The organism is Arthrobacter sp. GW822-FHT05G07 (genome assembly GCF_058799755.1).
On sequence record NZ_JBXALT010000005.1, the window covers coordinates 348967 to 370397 of the forward strand.

Annotated in this window: 17 protein-coding genes; 7 read left to right on the forward strand and 10 right to left on the reverse strand. The window is 61.3% G+C overall.

Going from position 1 to position 21431, the window contains the following annotated elements; translation table 11 throughout:
• Positions 1-17 precede the first annotated feature (17 nt).
• Complete coding sequence (locus AC1RJY_RS10845; protein WP_014921902.1) at positions 18-2123, forward strand: acyl-CoA dehydrogenase family protein; 2106 nt, start codon at positions 18-20, stop codon at positions 2121-2123.
• Between the two features lie 143 nt (positions 2124-2266).
• Here the strand turns inward: AC1RJY_RS10845 and glgA are convergent, their stop codons facing one another.
• A complete protein-coding gene (gene glgA, locus AC1RJY_RS10850) occupies positions 2267-3463 on the reverse strand; it encodes a glycogen synthase (RefSeq protein ID WP_014921901.1) in 1197 nt (398 codons plus the stop codon).
• Between the two features lie 93 nt (positions 3464-3556).
• On the opposite strand from glgA, the gene glgC reads away from it, so the two are divergent.
• Together glgC and AC1RJY_RS10860 are read left to right on the forward strand one after the other, a co-directional pair.
• The gene (gene glgC, locus AC1RJY_RS10855; RefSeq protein WP_011774824.1) at positions 3557-4969 is read left to right on the forward strand and encodes a glucose-1-phosphate adenylyltransferase; all 1413 of its coding nucleotides are present in this window, start codon (positions 3557-3559) and stop codon (positions 4967-4969) included.
• Between the two features lie 64 nt (positions 4970-5033).
• On the forward strand, positions 5034-6485 hold the full coding sequence (locus AC1RJY_RS10860) for an SDR family NAD(P)-dependent oxidoreductase (protein ID WP_011774823.1): 1452 nt from the start codon (positions 5034-5036) through the stop codon (positions 6483-6485).
• Between the two features lie 72 nt (positions 6486-6557).
• Here AC1RJY_RS10860 and AC1RJY_RS10865 read toward each other — a convergent pair whose 3' ends face one another.
• From AC1RJY_RS10865 to AC1RJY_RS10875, 3 genes are read right to left on the reverse strand one after another with little or no spacing between them, the layout of a single operon-like run.
• Entirely contained in the window at positions 6558-7409 is an 852-nt protein-coding gene (locus tag AC1RJY_RS10865; protein ID WP_011774822.1) for a transglutaminase family protein, read from the reverse strand.
• Positions 7406-8332 (reverse strand): alpha-E domain-containing protein, encoded by a 927-nt coding sequence (locus AC1RJY_RS10870; RefSeq protein ID WP_014921898.1) that lies wholly within the window; start codon positions 8330-8332, stop codon positions 7406-7408. The genes AC1RJY_RS10865 and AC1RJY_RS10870 overlap by 4 nt, the downstream gene beginning before the upstream one ends.
• A 55-nt stretch (positions 8333-8387) precedes the next feature.
• A complete protein-coding gene (locus tag AC1RJY_RS10875) occupies positions 8388-9944 on the reverse strand; it encodes a circularly permuted type 2 ATP-grasp protein (protein WP_014921897.1) in 1557 nt (518 codons plus the stop codon).
• A 110-nt stretch (positions 9945-10054) separates the two neighbouring features.
• Between AC1RJY_RS10875 and AC1RJY_RS10880 the strand changes: the two genes are divergently transcribed.
• Together AC1RJY_RS10880 and pepN are read left to right on the forward strand one after the other, a co-directional pair.
• On the forward strand, positions 10055-11104 hold the full coding sequence (locus tag AC1RJY_RS10880) for a YeiH family protein (RefSeq protein ID WP_498602283.1): 1050 nt from the start codon (positions 10055-10057) through the stop codon (positions 11102-11104).
• Between the two features lie 4 nt (positions 11105-11108).
• Positions 11109-13712 carry an aminopeptidase N gene (gene pepN / locus AC1RJY_RS10885; RefSeq protein ID WP_498602284.1) on the forward strand — a complete coding sequence of 868 codons (2604 nt, stop codon included), beginning with the start codon at positions 11109-11111 and terminating at the stop codon, positions 13710-13712.
• 10 nt (positions 13713-13722) lie between these two features.
• On the opposite strand, the gene lplAB is transcribed toward pepN, so the two are convergent.
• From lplAB to AC1RJY_RS10910, 5 genes are all read right to left on the reverse strand, one after another.
• Entirely contained in the window at positions 13723-14832 is a 1110-nt protein-coding gene (lplAB, locus tag AC1RJY_RS10890) for a lipoate-protein ligase LplAB (RefSeq protein WP_498602285.1), read from the reverse strand.
• Between the two features lie 76 nt (positions 14833-14908).
• Positions 14909-15166, reverse strand: coding sequence for a type B 50S ribosomal protein L31 (locus AC1RJY_RS10895; protein ID WP_017200906.1), 258 nt, complete (start codon positions 15164-15166; stop codon positions 14909-14911).
• Positions 15167-15307: 141 nt separating this feature from the next.
• Entirely contained in the window at positions 15308-16117 is an 810-nt protein-coding gene (locus AC1RJY_RS10900; RefSeq protein WP_011774815.1) for a TrmH family RNA methyltransferase, read from the reverse strand.
• Between the two features lie 7 nt (positions 16118-16124).
• Complete coding sequence (locus tag AC1RJY_RS10905; protein WP_011774814.1) at positions 16125-16910, reverse strand: sulfite exporter TauE/SafE family protein; 786 nt, start codon at positions 16908-16910, stop codon at positions 16125-16127.
• Positions 16911-16929: 19 nt separating this feature from the next.
• On the reverse strand, positions 16930-17715 hold the full coding sequence (locus AC1RJY_RS10910) for an ABC transporter ATP-binding protein (RefSeq protein ID WP_043806098.1): 786 nt from the start codon (positions 17713-17715) through the stop codon (positions 16930-16932).
• A 110-nt stretch (positions 17716-17825) separates the two neighbouring features.
• Between AC1RJY_RS10910 and serB the strand changes: the two genes are divergently transcribed.
• The gene (gene serB / locus AC1RJY_RS10915; protein ID WP_210063812.1) at positions 17826-18719 is read left to right on the forward strand and encodes a phosphoserine phosphatase SerB; all 894 of its coding nucleotides are present in this window, start codon (positions 17826-17828) and stop codon (positions 18717-18719) included.
• A gap of 360 nt (positions 18720-19079) precedes the next feature.
• Positions 19080-19607 (forward strand): hypothetical protein, encoded by a 528-nt coding sequence (locus AC1RJY_RS10920; RefSeq protein ID WP_238324304.1) that lies wholly within the window; start codon positions 19080-19082, stop codon positions 19605-19607.
• Between the two features lie 80 nt (positions 19608-19687).
• Here AC1RJY_RS10920 and AC1RJY_RS10925 read toward each other — a convergent pair whose 3' ends face one another.
• Positions 19688-21190: a sugar ABC transporter ATP-binding protein gene (locus AC1RJY_RS10925; RefSeq protein WP_011774810.1), complete on the reverse strand. Its 1503-nt coding sequence runs from the start codon at positions 21188-21190 to the stop codon at positions 19688-19690.
• Positions 21191-21431: the final 241 nt, after the last annotated feature.

Genomic DNA, 21431 nt, shown 5'->3' on the forward strand with positions numbered 1-21431 from the left:
CCAAAGAAGGAAACAACATGACTGAAGTAGTGGACCGGGCCTCATCGGCCAACCAGCCCTCAGGCCGCGACGACGCAGCCACGCCCAGCGCTGCCGAGCCTGTGGTGGATGTCGCTGCCCTGGGAGAGCAGCTCCTGGGCAAGTGGGCCCACATCCGGCACCAGGCCCGCGCGGTGGCAGGCAACCCGGCGGTCCAGAAAATCGAGGGCCTGCACCACACCGAGCACCGTGCCCGAGTGTTCGAGCAGCTGAAGTTCCTGGTGGACAACAACACCGTCCATCGCGCCTTCCCCACCCGGCTGGGCGGCTCCGACGACCATGGCGGCAACATCGCCGGCTTCGAAGAGATCGTCACCGCCGACCCGTCGCTGCAGATCAAGGCTGGCGTCCAGTGGGGCCTCTTCGGCTCTGCAGTGATGCACCTCGGCACCGTGGAACATCAGGACAAGTGGCTCCCCGGCATCATGAGCCTTGAGATTCCAGGCTGCTTCGCCATGACCGAGACGGGCCACGGCTCGGATGTCGCCAGCATTGCCACCACGGCTACCTACGACGAAGCCAGCCAGGAATTCGTGATCAATACGCCGTTCCGGGCGGCATGGAAGGACTACATCGGCAATGCAGCCAACGATGGCCTGGCCGCTGTGGTGTTTGCCCAACTGATCACCAAGAACGTGAATCACGGTGTCCACGCTTTCTACGTGGAACTCCGCGATCCAGCCACCAAGGAGTTCCTCCCGGGCATCGGCGGTGAAGATGACGGCATCAAGGGTGGACTGAACGGCATTGACAACGGCCGGTTGCACTTTGCGAATGTACGCATCCCCCGCACCAACCTCCTGAACCGCTACGGTGACGTCGCTGTGGACGGTACTTACTCCTCCACCATTGAAAGCCCGGGACGCCGCTTCTTCACGATGCTCGGCACCTTGGTTCAAGGCCGTGTTTCCCTGGATGGAGCCGCTGTGGCTGCCAGCAAGGTTGCCCTCAAGACCGCCATTCAGTATGCCACCGAGCGCCGGCAATTCAACGCGTCGTCCAGCACCGATGAAGAGGTCCTGCTGGACTACCAGCGGCACCAGCGCCGCCTGTTCACCCGGCTCGCCACCACGTACGCCGCCAGTTTCGCGCACGAACAGTTGTTGCAGAAGTTCGACGACGTCTTCTCCGGCGCCCACGACACCGATGCCGACCGCCAGGACCTGGAAACCCTGGCCGCCGCGCTCAAACCGCTCAGCACCTGGCATGCCCTGGACACATTGCAGGAATGCCGGGAGGCATGCGGCGGCGCAGGCTTCCTGATCGAGAACCGCTTTGCTTCCTTGCGAGCGGACCTGGACGTCTATGTAACCTTCGAAGGCGATAACACTGTCCTGCTCCAACTGGTGGCCAAGCGCCTCTTGGCCGATTACGCCAAGGAATTCCGCAGCGCGGACTTTGGCGTACTGGCCCGCTACGTTGTGGACCAGGCGGCCGGGGTGGCTCTGCACCGTACGGGTCTAAGGCAGGTGGCCCAGTTCGTGGCCGATACCGGTTCAGTCCAAAAGGCTGCTTTGGCGTTGCGGGATGAGGAAGGCCAGCGGACCCTCCTCGCAGACCGCGTGCAGTCGATGGTGGCAGAAGTCGGTGCGGCACTGAAGGGCGCCAACAAGCTCCCCCAGCACCAGGCTGCAGCCCTCTTCAACCAGCACCAACACGAACTCATCGAAGCGGCCCAGGCGCACGCCGAACTCCTCCAGTGGGAAGCCTTCACTGAGGCTCTGGGCCACGTCTCTGATGAAGGGACCAAGCGGGTCCTGACGTGGCTGCGCGACCTCTTCGGGCTGTCCCTGATCGAGAAGCACCTGTCCTGGTACCTCATGAACGGGCGTCTTTCGATGCAGCGGGGCCGGACCGTGGGTACGTACATCAACCGCTTGCTGGTCAAGATCCGCCCGCACGCCGTGGACCTCGTGGATGCTTTCGGCTACGGTCCCGAGCATCTGCGTGCTTCCATAGCGAGCGGTGCAGAAGCCGTCAGGCAGGATGAAGCCCGCGAGCACTTCAGCGAGCAGCGGGCCAGCGGAAGCGGCCCTGCAGACGAGAAAACGCTCCTTGCCCTGAAGGCCCGCAAGTCGCGTTAGCGGTACTTCCTCACCAAACGGTGAACAGTTGCGGAACTTTGTTCAAGCTTGCGGAACTTTGTTAAAGCACGACGGCGCCGTCCCCACCAAAGGGGACGGCGCCGTCGTGGTTTGACGTGATGCCGGGACGCTTTAGTCCTGCCTTACCGCAGGACTGAGCGGTAGACCTCCAGCGTGGTTTCCGTAATGGACTCCCAGGAGAAGTGTTCCTCCGCCCGGCGTCGCCCTGCAATTCCCATCTCGCGGGCGCGGGCAGGATCGGCTACTACTTCATTCAGGGCCGCAGCGAAGTCGCTGACGAACTTCTCCGGATCCAAAGGCGTTCCGGTTCCGTCGGTAACCTGTTCCAATTCGACCAGGAGTCCGGTTTCGCCATGCTGAACCACCTCCGGAATGCCGCCGGTGGCACTGGCCACCACTGCGGCACCGCAGGCCATGGCTTCCAGGTTCACGATGCCCAGGGGCTCATAAATCGAAGGGCAGGCGAAGGCCGTGGCGTGGCTGAGGACTTGGATCAGCTCCTTCCGGGGCAGCATCCGCTCAATGAGGACGACGCCTTCGCGCTTGGCCTGCAACTCCTCGATGAGGCGCGCAGTTTCGGCGGCGAGCTCGGGAGTGTCAGCGGCCCCGAGGCACAGGACCAACTGGACATCGTCAGGCAGGCTTGACGCGGCTCGGAGCAGGTACGGCACACCCTTCTGGCGGGTGTTGCGGCCCACGAAGACCACGCTGGGCTTGGCAGGATCAATGCCCAGTGCCCGGATTGCGTCATCCTCTTCATCACGTTCCCACAGGGAAACGTCGATGCCGTTGTGGACAACCCGGACCTTGTCCGGATCCACGTTGGGGTAGCTGCGGAGGATGTCCTGACGCATGCCATCGGACACAGCAATGATGGCGGCGGCCGCCTCATACGCCGTCTTCTCCACCCAGGAGGACAGCGCATAGCCGCCTCCGAGCTGCTCCGCCTTCCACGGGCGCAGTGGCTCCAGGCTGTGGGCGCTGAGCACGTGCGGAATGCCGTGCAGCAGCGACGCGAGGTGGCCGGCCATATTGGCGTACCAGGTGTGCGAGTGGACAAGATCCGCTCCCGCAATGTCCGGAACGATCCTCAAGTCCACGCCGAGGGTCTGGAGGGCAGCGTTGGCTTCGCCGAGGTCTTCGGGCGTGGCGTAGGACGCCACGGTAGCCCCGTGATAGTCGGCATCACGCGGCGCGCCGAACGCCCGAACGTGAAGGTCAACGTGCTTTGCCAGCACCCGGCTGAGCTCGGCAACGTGGACACCGGCACCGCCATAAATTTCCGGAGGGAATTCTTTAGTCACAATGTCTATTCGCACGCTAACCAACGTAGTCGTTCCGGCGTATGTGTTCTAGTGTGAAAGAGTCCGGAAAATCGGACTTTTGGGGGATACGAAGACGTACGGGGAGCTGTGACCATGGCGTTGAAGAAAGTTCTGGCAATCGTATTGGCAGGCGGAGAAGGCAACCGACTCATGCCGCTGACGGCGGATCGGGCCAAGCCCGCGGTTCCGTTCGCAGGCGGCTACAGGCTAATCGACTTTGCACTATCCAATCTCGTTAATTCGGGATATTTGAAAATCGTCGTTCTGACGCAGTACAAATCGCACAGCCTTGACCGGCACATCTCGGAAACGTGGCGTATGTCCACGCAGCTGGGCCGCTACGTTGCTTCTGTTCCTGCGCAGCAACGTGTGGGCAAGAGCTGGTTCCTTGGCAGTGCCAACGCCATCTATCAATCGCTGAACCTCATCCATGACGACGCCCCGGACATCGTGGTAGTGGTCGGCGCTGACCACGTGTACCGCATGGACTTCTCCCAAATGGTGGAGCAGCACATTGCCAGTGGCGCCAAAGCAACAGTCGCTGCAGTGCGGCAGCCGCTGAACATGGCCAACCAGTTCGGCGTGATCGAGGTAGACCAGAACGATCCCCAGAAGATTGCCGCCTTCGTGGAGAAGCCGGCCAGCACCCCCGGGCTGGCTGCCGACCCCACGCAGTTCCTGGCATCCATGGGCAACTACGTCTTCAATGCTGATGCCCTTGTTGAAGCGCTGCATGTGGACGCGGAACGCCTCGATACCAAGCACGACATGGGCGGTGACATCATCCCCTACTTCGTGGACCAAGGCGAAGCGGGCGTGTATGACTTTACGCTCAATGACATTCCAGGTGCCACCGAACGCGACCGGACCTACTGGCGCGACGTCGGCACCATCGACTCGTTCTACGACGCACACATGGACCTCATCTCCCCCGTGCCGATCTTCAACCTCTATAATTCCGAGTGGCCGATATACACGCGCCAGAGCATCTCGCCGCCTGCAAAGTTTGTTCGAGGCGAGAACAACACAGTGGGAACGGCCCTCGATTCCATTGTTGCCAGCGGCGTTGTAGTTTCCGGTGGCATTGTGGAGGGATCAGTCCTCTCCAACGACGCCTACGTGGCGGCCGGCAGCAGGGTCCAGGACTCTGTGCTGATGGACAAAGTCCGCGTCGGCGAAGGTGCCGTGATCAAGCGGGCGATTCTGGACAAGAACGTCAAGGTCCCTGCCGGTGCGGCCATCGGCTTGGACCCGGCCTTGGATAAGGCCCGGGGATATAAGGTCACGGAGTCAGGCATTACCGTGCTGGCGAAGGGCCAGGTTGTCCCCGAGCCCGGTGAGGCAGAGCTCGCGCTGTCCGCTCAACACCGCCGGGGGCTGCCGGAAGCTGTCAAGGCAGCCACCCATGATGATCCCGATATCCGCGACTCCGCTGAAAAGGTAGCTGCAGGCATCCAGTCACGAGTGGCGGACGCCGCGGCGCAGGGTGCCGCGCATTAGCCGGTAGTACCGTACACAGAACCCGAGGCAGGCCACTGGCTCCCAAGGCTGTAAAATCAGGTCAATGAGCTCCACCGATCTGACGCCTGAAGAGATCCAGGCCTGCCTCAAGGTTCTGACCACGATCCACGTCTACGACGAAGAGCACCCGGACTATGTTGCAGTCCGCCGTGCCACCGGCAAGATGTTCAAGGCCGTCAAACGCCACCGTCGTGTCACCAAACGCGATTCCATCGCAGAGGCTGACCGCGCCGTCATCGCCATGACGGCTACCGCCGCGCCGGACCGCATTGACGACGAAACCCGCGGCAACAAGCTGGCACCCTCTGCCACCGGCGAGATCGCGGGTCATCTCATCCGCTCGCGTCCCTGCTATATCTGCAAAAAGCACTACACCCAGGTTGACGCTTTTTATCACCAGCTCTGTCCTGAGTGCGCGGCTTTCAGCCACAGCAAGCGCGATGCCCGCACCGATCTCACGGGACGCAGGGCCTTGTTGACCGGTGGACGCGCCAAGATCGGCATGTACATCGCACTGCGGCTTCTCCGTGATGGTGCCCACACCACCATCACCACTCGCTTCCCGAAGGACGCCGCGCGTCGGTTCGCTGCCATGGAAGACAGCAGCGAGTGGCTTCACCGGCTCCGGATCGTTGGCATAGACCTCCGCGATCCGGCACAAGTCATGGCATTGACGGACTCGCTCAACGAGGCCGGCCCGCTGGACATCATCATTAACAACGCCGCACAGACGGTGCGGCGTTCCGGCAACGCCTACAAGCCCTTGGTGGACGCTGAGGACGAGCCGTTGCCTGCAGCCCTTGACGCTGCCAACGGCGGCCCGGAGCTGGTGACCTTCGGGCATGCCCATGACAAGCACCCGCTGGCCCTCGCCAGCAGCGTCACCGAACATCCGGTCTTGGCGGGCGACGCGATCACGTCTCTGGCACTCTCCACCGGATCGGCATCACTGGAACGAATTGAATCGGGAACGGCCATCGACGCCGGTGGCCTGGTACCGGACCTCGCCTCCATCAACAGCTGGACCCAGGTGGTGGACGAGGTGGATCCCTTGGAGATGCTCGAGGTCCAGTTGTGCAACGTCACAGCACCCTTCCTGTTGGTCAGCCGTCTACGCGATGCCATGAAGCGGTCCACAGCCCACAGGAAGTACATCGTTAATGTCTCGGCCATGGAGGGGCAGTTCTCCCGCGCCTACAAGGGCCCAGGCCACCCCCACACCAACATGGCCAAGGCTGCGCTGAACATGATGACCCGGACCAGCGCACAGGAAATGCTGGATTCCGATGGCATCCTCATGACCGCAGTGGACACCGGATGGATCACTGACGAGCGGCCGCACTACACAAAGGTCCGGCTCATGGAAGAGGGATTCCATGCTCCATTGGACCTGGTGGACGGCGCCGCACGTGTGTACGACCCCATCGTGATGGGTGAAAAGGGTGAAGATCAGTACGGCGTCTTCCTCAAGGACTACAAGCCGTCACCTTGGTAGAAAGACGCCAGGCTTGAGTACGGATAAGGCCCTTAAGAGCGACTCTTAAGGGCCTTATCTGTACAAAAAAACCTAAGCGAGTCGGGTGATCTCCACTGAGACGGCGAGCCCTGAACCACCGCCACCTGACAGGATGCCCTTCAGCGGGGGAACATCGCGATAGTCGCGGCCTCGGGCAACTGTGACGTGGTAATCACCGGCAGGCTTGTGGTTGGTGGGGTCCCAGCTGCGCCATTCGCCATCCCACCACTCCAGCCAGGCATGTGATTGGCCAGCAACAGTTTCGCCGATGTCCGCCGAGGACCGGGGATGAATGTAGCCGGAAACGTAGCGCGCAGGGATGCCACTGCAGCGTAGGGCGCCGATTGCCAGGTGCGCGAGATCCTGACACACGCCTTGGCGCTGGGACCATGCCTGTTCGGCATTGGTGGTGACCCCCGTAGTGCCCTTCATGTAGGTCATCTCGCCGGCCATCCACGCGAATACTGCCAGCGCTGCCTCATGGGGGTTCTTCCCCTTGACAACATCCGGGACGATTTCGAGGACTTCCTCACCGGGCCCGCTGAGCCGGGACTGCGGCAACCAGTCACTGAACTCGTCCTGGACCTTCTCCGAAGCTATGACATCCCACCCCACGATGTCATCCTCGGTTGCCACCCGCTCGGTGCGGTGCACTTCAACGGTGGCTGTCGCGAGGACTTCGAGGCTCTCATGCGGCATCTGCATATCAAAAGCTGTGACCCGCGTCCCCCAATAATCACGGTAGGTACTGACCGAGGCCTGGTTAGGTGAAACCTTCAGTGAGGACTCCAGGACCACCTGCTGGCCATCAGTCAGCGGAGTCATCCGGGCCTCGTTATAGGACAGGGTCACGCGGCGGTTGTACTTGTAGGCAGTCTTGTGAATGATGCTCAGCCGGGTCATGAAACTTCTCCCACCCAGGCGTGCTCATCAGCCTGATTGAAGTACTTACGGGAAATTGCGTCAGACGCCTGCGTTACGGCCTTCTGCACACGTTCCATGTGTTCAGGCAGTTCGGACATGAGATCGTCTGTGCGGTGGAATTCCAGGAATGTCCGGGCCTGGCCAACAATTCGCCGGGCATCGTTGATGAATCCCACGCGCTGCGCTGATGGATCCAGCTTGGCGAGGCATTCATCGGCATCGCGCAAAGCATAGACAATCGACCGCGGGAACAACCGGTCCAGCAGCAGGAATTCCGCCGCGTGCTGGTCTCCGAACGCTGCCCTTCGGGTTCGGATGAAGGACTCATAAGCTCCTGCGCACCGCAGCATGTTGACCCAGGACATTCCAGCGGACTGAACATCGCGCGTCGACAACATGCGGGCAGTCATATCGGCCCGTTCCAAGGAGCGGCCGAGCACCATGAACAACCAGCTCTCATCATGGCTGACCGTGGTGTCCGCGAGACCGCGAACCATGGCGGTCCGCTCCAAGACCCAATTGCAGAAACGGTAGGTTCCCACAACGTCCTTGCGGTGTTGGTTGAGGCCGTAATAGGTGGTGTTGAGGCTTTCCCAGAGGGACTGGGACACGGTTTCGCGGGCCCGCCGCGCATTCTCGCGGGCTGCCCCGAGTGAACCTGCGATGGACGATGCGCTGTGCTTGTCATAGGCCAACGCGTGCAGGAGTTCCGGGAGGCCGAAGTCCTCGCTCTGGGGTTTGGCACCCATCACGGCAAGGAGCTCCCGGGCGACGCTTCGCTGTTCCTCAAGGGGCAGGTGGTTCAGGCGCTCAAGGTGGACATCCAAAATCCTGGAAGTACCGTCGGCACGCTCTACGTAGCGTCCGATCCAGAAGAGTGACTCAGCAATGCGGCTCAGCATGGAACTGCCTCCTTCGCGTGGTGCAAATCGAAGTTCAAGTGTTGGTGGAGTGCGTTCACTGCTGCTGCTCCGTTTGGCGGTCCCGCCAGTTGCTCTCCACGGGCCACACGGATACCTGCTCACGGACAGTAACGGATTGGCGGGGAATGATCTCGGCCGGCAGCTGCGGAGAGTCGGCCAAAACCCAGGTGTCCTTGGAACCGCCGCCCTGGCTGGAGTTCACTATCAAAGACCCTTCCTTGAGTGCCACCCGGGTGAGGCCTCCGGGCAGGACCCAGACGTCGTCGCCGTCGTTGACTGCAAATGGCCGCAGGTCCACATGGCGGGGGCCGAACTTGTCTCCGGAGAGCGTCGGCACCGTAGAGAGCTGGAGAACTGGCTGTGCGATCCATCCGCGGGGATCTGCAATGACGCGCTTGCGCAGGGCGTCGAGTTCGTCCTTCGTGGCGTCCGGCCCAATGACCAGTCCTTTGCCGCCTGAGCCGTCCACGGGCTTGACCACCAGTTCGTCGAGGCGGTCCAGAACATGCTCCCTGGCTTCCTTTTCCTCAAGCCGGAAAGTGTCGACGTTGGCGATGATCGGCTCTTCGTGAAGGTAGTACCGGATCAGGTCAGGCACGTAACTGTACACGAGCTTGTCATCGGCTACTCCGTTGCCCACAGCGTTGGCGATGGTCACTCCCCCGGCTCGGGCGGCGTTGACCAGTCCCGGGCAACCGAGCATGGAATCCGAGCGGAACTGCAGTGGATCCAGGAAGTCGTCATCGATGCGCTTGTAGATCACATCCACGCGCTGCTCACCGGCAGTGGTCCGCATGTAAACGCGGTTGCCACGGCAAATGAGGTCACGGCCTTCAACGAGCTCCACGCCCATCAGCCCTGCAAGGAGGGTGTGCTCAAAGTACGCACTGTTGAAGACGCCCGGGGTCAGGACAACCACGGTGGGATCGTCCACGCCGGCGGGAGCGGTTTTGCGCAGTGCGGACAGGAGCCTCCGGGGGTACTCCTCCACAGGCCGGATGTGCTGCTGGCCAAAAGCCTCGGGCAAACCCTTGGCCATGGCCCGCCGGTTCTCCAGGACGTAGCTGACCCCCGAAGGTACGCGGACGTTGTCCTCGAGCACTCGGAAGGTTCCTGCGGCGTCGCGAACCACGTCAATGCCCGACACATGGACGCGAACCCCGCCTGATGGCTCGAAACCGTGCACGGCACGGTGGAAGTGTGCGCTGGTTGTCACAAGCTGCCGGGGAATCACGCCATCTGTGACTACTGCCATCCGCCCGTAGACGTCGTTCAGAAATGCTTCGAGAGCCTTGACGCGCTGGGCCACGCCGCGCTCCAACACATTCCACTCATCGGCGGGAATGACACGCGGAACAATGTCCAAGGGAAAGGGGCGTTCCTCCCCCGCGTAGTCGAACGTCACGCCACGGTCCAGGAAGGTTCGTGCCATCGAGTCGGCACGGGCGGTGACATCCGCCAGGGAAAGCTCGCGGAGAGCCCCGGAAACCTGACCATAGGATCTTCTGGCAACGTGGCCCTGGGCAAACATCTCGTCGTAGGCGCCACTGCGTGCGGCGGCCTCGGAGTAATCCTGGAATAGGTCAGACATGGGATTCAGGTAATCACCTTTTTGGGTCGGGCGCATTTCGCGCTGATTGTGTCGCCGTTTCCGGGTGCTCCCGGTTCGCCTTCCGTGCCCCCATCCGGCAGGGTTGAGGCATGCCCTTCAACACTCTTGCGCCCCAGTTTTCCCGGCTGGGGCCCGGGTTGGTCCTGAGCATCGCCGCAACGGGTCTTGCCTTCGCCATCCACACCGTTTTCCCGGCGGTCCCGGCCATGACACTCGCAGTTGCCTTGGGCTTGCTCTCAGCAAATATACCGGGCACGGCGGTCTTGACTGCGGGACGCGCCCGACCAGGCCTGGACTTCGCCGGAAAGCACCTCATGCGTGCCGGAATCGTGCTTTTGGGCCTCAAAGTCAGCATCGGCGACGTCATCGGCCTGGGGTGGCTGTCCCTCCTCCTGATCGCAGGCGTGGTCCTGCTGAGCTTTGCGGGAACCTACGGACTGGCGCGTTTGCTGCGTCTTCCGGGAGAAGCTGCCCTCCTCATCGCCACGGGCTTTTCCATCTGCGGAGCCTCCGCAATCGGCGCGATGGCAGCTGTGCGCCGCATCAAGCATCAAGACACCGTGCTCCCGGTGGCACTCGTGACACTGTGTGGCACCCTTGCCATCGGTGTACTGCCCCTGCTGATGCACCCCCTCAACCTCAATCCCGAACAGTTCGGGGCATGGACCGGCGCGTCCGTGCATGACGTCGGCCAAGTGGTGGCCACAGCACAAACCGCAGGTACATCGGCGCTGGCGATTGCCGTCGTCGTGAAGTTGACCCGTGTGGTCCTGCTGGCGCCCGTTGCGGCAGCCGCCGGGGTGCACCAGCGGATTCTCCACGTGCGGGAGCGCACCAACGGGAAGGGCGACGCGGCCAAGAGCATCGATGGCCGTTTCCCGCCCATCGTCCCGCTGTTCGTCGTCGGCTTCCTGTCCATGGTTGCAGTCCGGTCCTTGGGCTGGGTGCCGCCGGTGGGACTGGAAATCGCAGCGGCTGTCCAGGACATCCTCCTGGCAACGGCGCTGTTCGGGCTGGGGTCCGCGGTGAGGGTCCGCACGCTGATTCACACGGGAGGGCGCGCAATTTTGGTGGCGTTGGGCTCTTGGCTGCTCATCGCATCGTTGGGCCTGGGGGCTGCGTGGATCATGATTAGATAGCTGTGTGTCGAATCACAATCTGTCGCGCGATGAAGCCGCTACCCGTTCAGCCCTGATCACCACCCACAGCTACGACGTCACCCTCGATGTCCGCGATGCGGCAGATCCCGCCGTCGCCGGATACCCGAGTACCAGCACCATCACCTTCTCGGCCGAACCCGGCTCCGCTACCTTCCTGGATTTCATCAGCGGCGGCGTCGAGTCAGTGGTGTTGAACGGCCGGACGCTTGACGTTGGCTCTGTGGTGGACCACGACAGGATCATCCTGGAAGGTCTCGCCACCGACAACACTGTGACTGTGACCGGGGTGGCACTCTACAGCCGCTCCGGCGAGGGCATGCACCGCTTTGTGGATCCCGCCGATGGCCAGTGCTACCTCTACACGCAGTATGAACCCGCGGACAGTCGCCGCGTCTTTGCCAACTTCGAACAACCGGACCTGAAAGCCGAATTTACTTTCCACGTGCTGGCGCCTGCCGGCTGGGAAGTCGCGTCCAACGGAGTTGAGGAGACGCGTACGCCGGTGGCGGGCGACCCTGCTGCTTCGCGGTGGGATTTCGCCACCACCAAACGAATGTCCACGTACATCACCACCGTGCTCGCCGGTCCCTACTTCAAGGCCACGGATCACTGGGGAGCAACGCTCGACGACGGCACCCGCCTTGACGTGCCGCTGGCACTTTTCTGCCGCGCCTCCTTGGCGGACTCCTTTGATACCGATCAGTTGTTCGGGCTGACGAAGAACGGGCTGGCGTTTTTCAACGACCTCTTCGCCTACCCCTATCCCTGGGGCAAGTACGATCAAGCCTTTGTGCCCGAATACAACCTCGGGGCCATGGAGAACCCCGGGCTGGTGACGTTCACGGAAAAGTACGTCTACGCTTCCCGCGCCACCGATGCCCAGTACCAGGCCCGCGCCAACACCCTGATGCACGAGATGGCCCACATGTGGTTTGGCGACCTCGTCACCATGAATTGGTGGGATGACCTCTGGCTCAAAGAGTCGTTCGCCGATTACATGGGGACGCTCGGAGTGGACCGGGCTACGGATTGGGACACAGCCTGGGTGAATTTCGCCAGCAAGCGGAAAGCCTGGGCTTATGTGCAGGACCAACTGCCCACCACGCACCCGATCGTGGCGGATATCCCGGACCTTGAGGCGGCTAAACAGAATTTTGACGGCATTACGTATGCCAAGGGCGCGTCGGTTCTGAAGCAACTGGTAGCCTACGTTGGTTTTGATGCGTTCATCGCGGGGTCATGTCAATATTTTCGGGATCACGAGTTCGGCAATACGTCCCTGGAGGACCTCCTCCAAGCGCTCAGCGCTGCCTCCGGCAGGGACCTTTCGGACTGGGCACGCCAATGGCTGCAGACTTCCGGTATCTCCACGGTTGCCGCCGAGCTCGTGGAGGACGGCGGGGTCCTCGGCGCCGTGACACTCCAGCAGGAGGCCATCGATCCCCTGACGGGCCACCAGGAACTCCGTCCGCACCGTATGCGGTTGGGCTTGTATGACGCCGACTCCACCGGTGCCCTGGTGAGGACTGAAAGCATTGACGTGGACGTCGCCGGTCCGAGCACCCTGGTGACTGCGTTGAATGGAAAGCGTCGGCCCGCGCTGCTCCTGGTCAATGATGACGACCTGAGCTACGTCAAAGTCCGGCTGGACCCTGAGTCCGAACACACAGTCCGGACATCGCTCCACAAGATTTCGGATCCCATGGCGCGCGCTCTCTGCTGGACCGCGCTCTGGGATTCGGCCCGGGATGGCGTTACCCCGGCGGCAGGTTACGTGTCCGCCGTCGAGCAGTTCGCGCCTACGGAAGCGGGCATAGGTGTCCTGCTCAACGTGCTGGGCAACGCCGCCAGCGCCATCGAACGTTACGTCCCGGCAGCGACGCGCGAAGGTGTGCGAAAGGACTTCCTAGCCGTGGCCGGTGACCAGTTGATGGCTGCTGCTCCCGGCTCTGACCCTCAACTTGCCTGGGCCAGGACCTTGGCCGACGTTTCCAGGCATGGAGACAGCCAGCTAACCCTGGTGCGGGGAATTCTGGAGGGAAGCATCGTAGTGGCGGGTTTGGCCGTCGACGCTGAACTGCGATGGAGCTTGTGGCAGGCGTTGGCAGCCCATGGGCAAGCAAGCCTGGCCGAGCTGGACAGGGAGCTTGACACGGATACGACAGCATCGGGCAGGGAAGGCCATGCCCTGGCCTCCGCAGCCCGGCCGGACGCAGCAGTCAAGGCAGCTGCCTGGGACTCCGCAGTCAACAGCACAGGCCTTTCCAACGAGCTCCTCAGCGCCACAATAGCGGGCTTCGCTACTGCTCCCGGAGACCTTCTGGAACGCTACGTGGAGCCTTATTTCGAGTGCCTTGAGCGCGTGTGGTCCGAACGCAGCATTGAAATCGCGGGCAGGATTGTTCGTGGCCTCTTCCCGGGAGCCCAGAACCTGTCCGAAAGCACACAGCCTGCTCGACATCCGGTGCTGGTGCGTGCGGACCAGTGGCTTCGTGACCACGCTGACGCACCCCGTGCCTTGCGTCGCATTATCATCGAGCAACGGAGCCACCTCTTGCGCGCCTTGACGGCCCAGGCTACCGGCTGACCGCACGGATCTAGGGAACCCGGTTCAACCATTCGTCAGTGCCGAACTTAGCGTCCACGCGCTGCCTGGCTTCGTCGAGTTCGCTTTGGGTGAGCCGGGTTTCCACAGCACCGTAGCGTTCGGTGAAGACGTCCTGCATGGCCTGAAGGATCACCGACCGCGCTAGTCCTGTCTGGCGCCGCAAAGGGTCCACGCGCTTCTTGGCACTCCGGGTTCCCTTGTCGGAGAGTTTCTCCTTGCCGATGCGCAGGACGTCCACCATCTTGTCGGCGTCGATGTCGTAGCTCATGGTGACGTGATGGAGCATGCCGCCGTTGGCGAGCCGCTTCTGTGCTGCCCCTCCGATCTTGCCCTGATCGGTGGCAATGTCATTCAGGGGGACGTAGAAGGCGGTAATGCCCAGTTTCTCCAGTGCGGCCATGACCCAGGCATCCAGGAATGCGTATGAGTCAGCGAAGCTGATCCCATCCACCAGCGTCTGCGGCAGGTAGAGCGAATAAGTGATGCAATTGCCGGCTTCCATGAACATGGCACCGCCACCACTGATGCGGCGCACCACCGTGATGCCGTGCCGGGAAACGCCGTCCGGATCCACCTCGTTCCGTACCGACTGGAAGCTGCCGATGACAACGGACGGTTCTTCCCAGTCCCAGAACCGCAAGGTGGGATTGCGCCGCCCTGCTCCCACTTCCTCCGTGAGGACCTCGTCCAGCGCAACATTGACCTGTGTGGGCAGAACCGAGGGCGGGATGACCTCCCACTGGTGGTCTGCCCACCCGGTGGCCTTGGAAAGTGCGCGCCGGACTGTGACAGCCACCGCCTCAGCGGAGAACCCGAACAAGACTGCACCTTCAGGCAAGCCGGCAGCAACGGCTGCGGCAATGTCGGCCGCTGTTGAGTTGTCCGGGAGTCCGGTCAGTGCGCGATTGATGTCCTCAAGGGCTTCATCGGGCTCCAGGAAGAAGTCGCCGCTCAGCGAGACCTTGGAAAATCGTCCGTCGTCCACCTCAAGGTCCACCACTACCAGTTTGCCGCCCGGTACCTTATATTCACCGTGAAGGCGCGTGCCGTCGTCGTGGATGGGCGATTCGTGATCCGGGTGGGAAGTCATGCTGTCCATCTTGCCGGAAAACGCAAAAGCCCGCATTGCCGGAAATCCGGCAATGCGGGCTTTGAAAAGCCTTGGGGTGAAGTGGTTACTTCTTGCCGCCGAAGCCCTTGAAGCGAGCGTTGAAGCGCTCGACGCGGCCAGCGGAGTCCATGATGCGCTGCTTGCCCGTGTAGAACGGGTGGGACTCCGAAGAGATTTCGACGTCGATAACCGGGTAGGTGTTTCCGTCTTCCCACTCGATGGTCTTCGAAGAAGACACGGTGGACTTGGTCAGGAACTGCGTACCGGAAGCCAGGTCGTTGAAAACAACAGCTTCGTACTTCGGGTGGATATCAGACTTCATAATGGGACCTTTTGTTCGCGCAACTGGATTTTGCCAGCTGCCAGGTATGAATGGAGGTGGACCTTGGCTGCAATGTGAACATTCCAGCGGCTGGGCCAACAACCAATCATAGCGGAAACGGCCACCCCGTACGAACTGCAATCAATCGCGCGGACGGAGTTCCCAAAACGCCACTGCCGAGGCGGCTGCGACGTTGAGCGAATCGACGCCGGCACGCATGGGAATCTTGACGGCGAGGTCGACGGCGGCCAACGTCTCCTCGCTCATGCCAGCACCTTCGGTTCCAAGCACCAGGGCCAGTTTGGGGATCTTCCTTGCCGCAAGATCGTCCAGGTCCACTGCGTTATCGGTCAGCTCCATAGCCGCCACTGTGAACCCCTGCTCTTTCAGCTGAGCGAGGTGGTCCGGCCAGCTTTCCAGCCGCGCCCAGGGAACCTGGAAAACAGTGCCCATGCTGACCCGGACACTTCGCCTATAGAGCGGGTCCCCGCAACGCGGGGAGACCAGCACAGCATCTACTCCGAGTGCGGCGGCGGAACGGAAGATGGCCCCCACGTTGGTGTGGTCCACGATGTCCTCCAGGACGGCGATTCGCTGCGCGTTCGCCAGGAGGGTCGCCAACGGAACCGGAGCCGGCCGGTGCATGGCAGCCATGGCACCGCGGTGCAGATGGAATCCGGTGATTTCCTCCAGCAAGGATGCCTTGCCGATGTAGACCGGAACATCAGGGTGGGCTTTGAAGACGTCGTCCAAGTCCTCGAGCCACTTCTCTGCCAGGAAAAAGGAACGTGGCTGGTGGCCTGCCGCCAGTGCCCTCCGGAGGACTTTGGAGGATTCGGCGATGTACATGCCTTCCCGCGGCTCGCGAAGTTTCCGGAGGTGTACGTCAGTGAGCGTGGTGTAGTCCGTGACTCGTGGATCAGCTGCGGACTCAAGGTAGTGAAAGGTCACCGGGCGATTATTTCAGCAGATTGGCGATCATGAAGCCGAGGGCCACGATGCCGAGGGTGAAGATGACCGCCCTGAGAACCCGGGGCGACAACTTCCGGCCCACTTTGGCACCCACAAGTCCGCCGATGGTGGAGCTTACGGCGATGAGCAGGACAACGAGCCAGTTGATGCGGTCGAAGGCGAAGATCAGGTAAGAGATGGCCGCCACCATGTTCACACCGAGCACCAGGATGTTCTTCATGGCGTTGGCGTTTTGCATGGTGCCCGTAAGGAACACCCCAAGGATACCGACCAGGAGAATGCCCTGCGCGGCAACGAAATAGCCGCCGTAGACGCCGGCCAAGTAAACGAGAACCACCAGGAGGATCCCGTGGCTTCGGTCCCGGATGGCATGCTCTGGATTCTGTTCCCGGCTACGAATCCACGCCTGCAGCTTGGGCTGGAACAGCACCATCAGAAGGGCCAGCACCAAAAGGACGGGGGCCACATAATGGAAGACCTTTTCCGGCAAATGCAGCAAGAGCCATGCGCCGGTGATGCCACCCAGCAGGGAGGCCGGAAGCAGCTTCATCAACTGCCTTCCCCGGCCCGCCAGCTCTCGCCGATAGCCCCACGCTCCCGCGGCCGTTCCAGCCACCAGGCCCATGGCGTTGCTCATGGACGCGACAACCGGTGTCACTCCCAGTGCTATCAGCACGGGGAATGTCACAAGCGTGCCGGAGCCGACTACGGCATTGATGGTGCCGGCCCACAAGCCCGCGAAAAAGACCAGAATGCTGCTAAGAATCTCCACAGTAAGTTACAGAACCCCTCTAGCGCCGGGCAGTAGCCGTGTAACGGCCGGCGTTTTCCGAAACATCCAAGGCCAGGCCGAAGGTGTTGCTGAGGTGCTCGTCGGTGAGGACTTCCTTGATGGGGCCGGCAGCGACCACTCCGCCTTCGCGGAGCAGCATGGCGTGAGTGAATCCCGGCGGCACTTCCTCAAGGTGATGGGTGACAAGGACCATCGCCGGTGCTGCTTCGTCGCTGGCGAGCTCGCCAAGCTTGTGCACCAGTTCTTCGCGTCCGCCGAGGTCAAGGCCTGCTGCCGGCTCGTCCAGGAGCAGCAATTCGGGGTCGGTCATGAGCGCACGGGCGATCTGGACGCGTTTGCGCTCGCCCTCGGACAGGGTGGCAAAGGTGCGGTTCAACAAGGGACCCATCCCCCAGTCGTTCAGCAGACCGAAGGCGCGGCGTTCGTCGTCGCGTTCATATCCCTCGCGCCAGCGTCCGGTGACGCCGTAGGCTGCGGTGACAACGACGTTCAGGACGTTCTCGTGTTCAGGAATCTGTGTAGCGAGTGCCGCCGATGAAAGGCCGATGCGTGGGCGGAGTTCAAAGACGTCAACACGCCCCATTGTCTCGTCAAGGATCCCTGCCCTGCCGCTGCTTGGGTGCATGCGGGCGGCAGCAATCTGGAGAAGGGTGGTCTTACCGGCGCCGTTCGGCCCCAGGATGACCCAGCGTTCGCCTTCGTTGACTTCCCAATCGACCTTGTCCAGCAGGGTCTTCTTGCCTCGGACAACGCTGACGGAAGCCAATTCCAGAACATCACTCATAGCAGTAGACACTAGGACAAAAATGCACATGACTGATAACCGGGGTTTCTCCTGCTTTACCAGCCGAAACGAATTCGGGTGCCCGCGGCAGCCTCAGTAGGATTGAGGCCATGACTTCGAACTTGGCTGCAGTCAGCTACGGCGTGAATTTGTCCCCCGAATCACTGGAAAACCTGCTCAAGGTACTAGCCGACGCCGGTGCCTCGGTGTCATCGGAATCACACGGCGGTGACGAGCGCTTCGCTGTGCATACGGCCGAACTCATCGTCGGCGCTGACACGGATGCGGATCTCTTGACCGTGCGGCGGCTCGTGGCGGAAGCCGCGAAGGCAGGGGTGGACACAGCCATTGTTCCGGAGGCCCTGCGCCAGGCCCCCCGGAAGCTTCTGATCATGGATGTGGATTCAACCCTGATCCAGCAAGAGGTCATCGAGCTGTTGGCGGCGCACGCCGGCAAGCGCGAGGAAGTCGCCGCCGTCACGGAGGCTGCCATGCGCGGAGAGTTGGACTTCGCCCAGAGCCTGCACGCACGCGTTGCCGTCCTCGCCGGCCTGCCGGCCGACGTCGTCGATTCTGTTCGCCAAGAGGTGCGCCTAAGTCTTGGAGCGGCAGAATTGGTAGCCGCGTTCAAGGAGGCTGGCCACGTGGTGGCGGTGGTGTCCGGCGGCTTTAACCAGATCCTGGGTCCCATCGCCGAGCAACTCGGCCTGGACTATTGGATTGCCAACGAGCTCGAGATCATCGACGGCGCCTTGACCGGTAAGGTACTTGGCGCGGTCATCGATCGGGCCGCGAAGGAAAAGTACTTGCGTGAATGGGCGGCTGAGGAAGGCATCGGCCTTGAGCACACCATTGCGGTGGGCGACGGTGCCAATGACCTGGACATGCTCGGTGCTGCCGGCATAGGAATTGCCTTCAACGCCAAACCGGCCGTGCGCGCAGTAGCCGACGCTGTTATTACCATCCCGTATCTGGACGCCGTGCGGCATATCGCCAACGTCTGATTCAGGCGTCGCCCGCGCGACGCCGCCTCACGATCGCATGACCGAAGCACCGGTGGAATTTTTCCACCGGTGCTTCTGCATGACCGCATGCCCCACCCGAGCCATGGTGGCTGTGGCGAAACAACAAAACCAATTTCGTGACGAAGAATTTGCGGTAATTTATCGAACTGATACTAATTGCCGACCACGTGCGTATTTGCCGGGGGTGCGTAAATCCGGTTGCATCGAACTGATACTTTTTGTGTAAAGTGAAGAGTCCTATAAGTAACTCCGCATAGCAGGCGGTAGGTCGGGATGATGGAAATGCGGGGGCATAAAATGAGCCGTTCGGAACGAGGGTGGAAATGGCGGAAACGCATCGTGAGATTCGAATCAGCTGGATATGACCACGCCCCGCAAGACGAGCCCTTTACGCCCCTCCATGAGATTTTCCACGCGAATCTCTACGGAGTGGATGCAATCCGAACTGCCGACTGCACGGATACCTCCGGTTACACAACAGAACAGGAACAACCCGATATGAGCACACTCGATGAGGCCATCAAGCAACTACTGGCCATTGAAGGGGCCACCGGTGCGGCCGTGGTGGACTATTCCAGCGGCATGGCCTTGGCCCAAGGCGGAAACCCGGGCTTCGACCTGGGCGTTGCTGCCGCGGGCAACTCAAATGTAGTGAGCGCCAAGCTGCGCACCATGGCCGATCTCAGCATTGACAGCGACATTGACGACATTCTTATTACGTTGGGCACGCAGTACCACCTCATCAACGTTCTGAACTCAAGCGGTTCCAGAGGCCTCTTCGTCTATCTGGTACTCGATCGCACGTACGCCAATCTGGCGCTGGCCAGGCACAAGCTCAAGAACCTCGCCAAGGACATCACCATCTGACAAACCCCTGAGGGCAAAGCAAAGGGGACGGTGTGCTTCTGTGCCACCGTCCCCTTTGCACTTCAGCAATCAGAAGCGCGTTAATTTCTCACGCGACGGGCCTCGCTTCCGCCGGTTTCAAACTTCACGCCCAACATATGGTGGACCAATACGTCCTCATTGGTGTTGGCATTGGCCTCGATAGTGACAAGTTCGCCGTCGCGCATCACGCCGATGCGGTGGCACCAGCTGACCAGTTCGGATAAGTCGGACGACAGGAGAATAATGGCTACCCCTGTCTGACTGAGCTCGTTGAGCATCTTGTAAACCGCGTCTTTTGCGCCGATGTCAATGCCACGGCTTGGATGGCTAAGGATCAGCACATCACAGCCCGTGGCCATCCACTGCGCGAGCTGGACTTTCTGGCGGTCGCCCCCCGACAAGGTGCTGATGTCGCCATGGATGTTCGTCGTGCTGATGCGCATGCGTCGAATAACTTCAACTACTCCACGAAGCTGGGTAACCTCATCCTGTAGATTTGCGGCACCCCCGTTAGCGCTTGCCTGAAGGCCGTCCATAATGCTGCCGGTTGCCTCACCATTGTCTGCAGCATCGGACAAGTAGCCGATTTTCAGGCGCAAGGCATCCTGGACCCCTCGAATCTGTACGGGTTCACCGTGCAAATGGATGTGGCCCGATGTGCTGGGGCGGACGCCCGCAAGCGCTTCGACCAACTCGTAGACGCCCGATCTATGTGTTCCAGCCAAGCCAAAAATCTCGCCCTTGGCCACATTGAAGGTGACCTCCCGAACCCGGTCCTCCATGCTGAGGTTCACCACCCGGAGGGCCTCGTCACCTCCAGCCGGGTCAGTGGGCCTGGCGTTGCCTTCCAGTTCTTGTTGAAGCAGCAGGAATGCCAGTTCATCGATGTCAGTACTGCTGGCTTCCAGTATTTTGTGCACCCTGCCTTCCCTCAGGACGGCTATGCGGTGCGCAATGGACCTGACCTCATCCAGACGATGCGTGATGTAGATGATGGCCCGTCCCTGCCGGACCAGCATTCGCAAGACCTGATGCAGTACAGCTACATCATGGTCCGGCAGCGAGGCGGCAACCTCGTCCATGATGACCAACTGGGCTTCCTCGGCAACCATCCTCAGGACTTCCACAAGGGCTTGCTCAGCGCGAATCAGCGTTCCGACCTTCGTGTCGGGATCCAAGCTGATGCCGATGTCCCGGATCAGTTCGGATGCCTGGTTACGAAGTTCGTGATGGGGCTTGCCTGCTTGGAAAGTGCCACGAAAGATGGCCTCCGCAATGCTTAGTTGAGGGTCGATGCGGAAGTTCTGCGGGATGAGCCCGACGCCGCAGGCCTGCGCTTCCTCCATAGAGTCCGGCCCATACTTTTCTCCGGCCAGCGTCATCAATCCGGCATCGTGCTTATGAGATCCGGCCAGTACGCCCATAAGGGTGGTTTTTCCCGCACCGTTGGTTCCAATTAACCCCAGTATCTCGCCGCGTTGTACCGAAAGTCCGACGCCTTTAAGGATGCGCCGATGATCGTACGAGGCGTGGATATCATCGGCGCGCAATAACAGGTCCAAAGAAAGCTCCTAAAGCAAAGGGACAAAAGCCGCCACTGGAGTCACCCCGTGAAGTTTCCACCTGCTGCCTGAGCTGGGTGATTGGGCGTAATCCCGCCGTCCGTGTTTATGCAATTCGATTGCTGATTGGGACGAGGGCGCTGTGGAAAGTCAATCAGAAGAGGTCCGTTAATGCAAAGCTAAAAACGCAAGACAATAACCACCAATTCGTGACGCAAAAATCCGAATGTTTTATTGGATT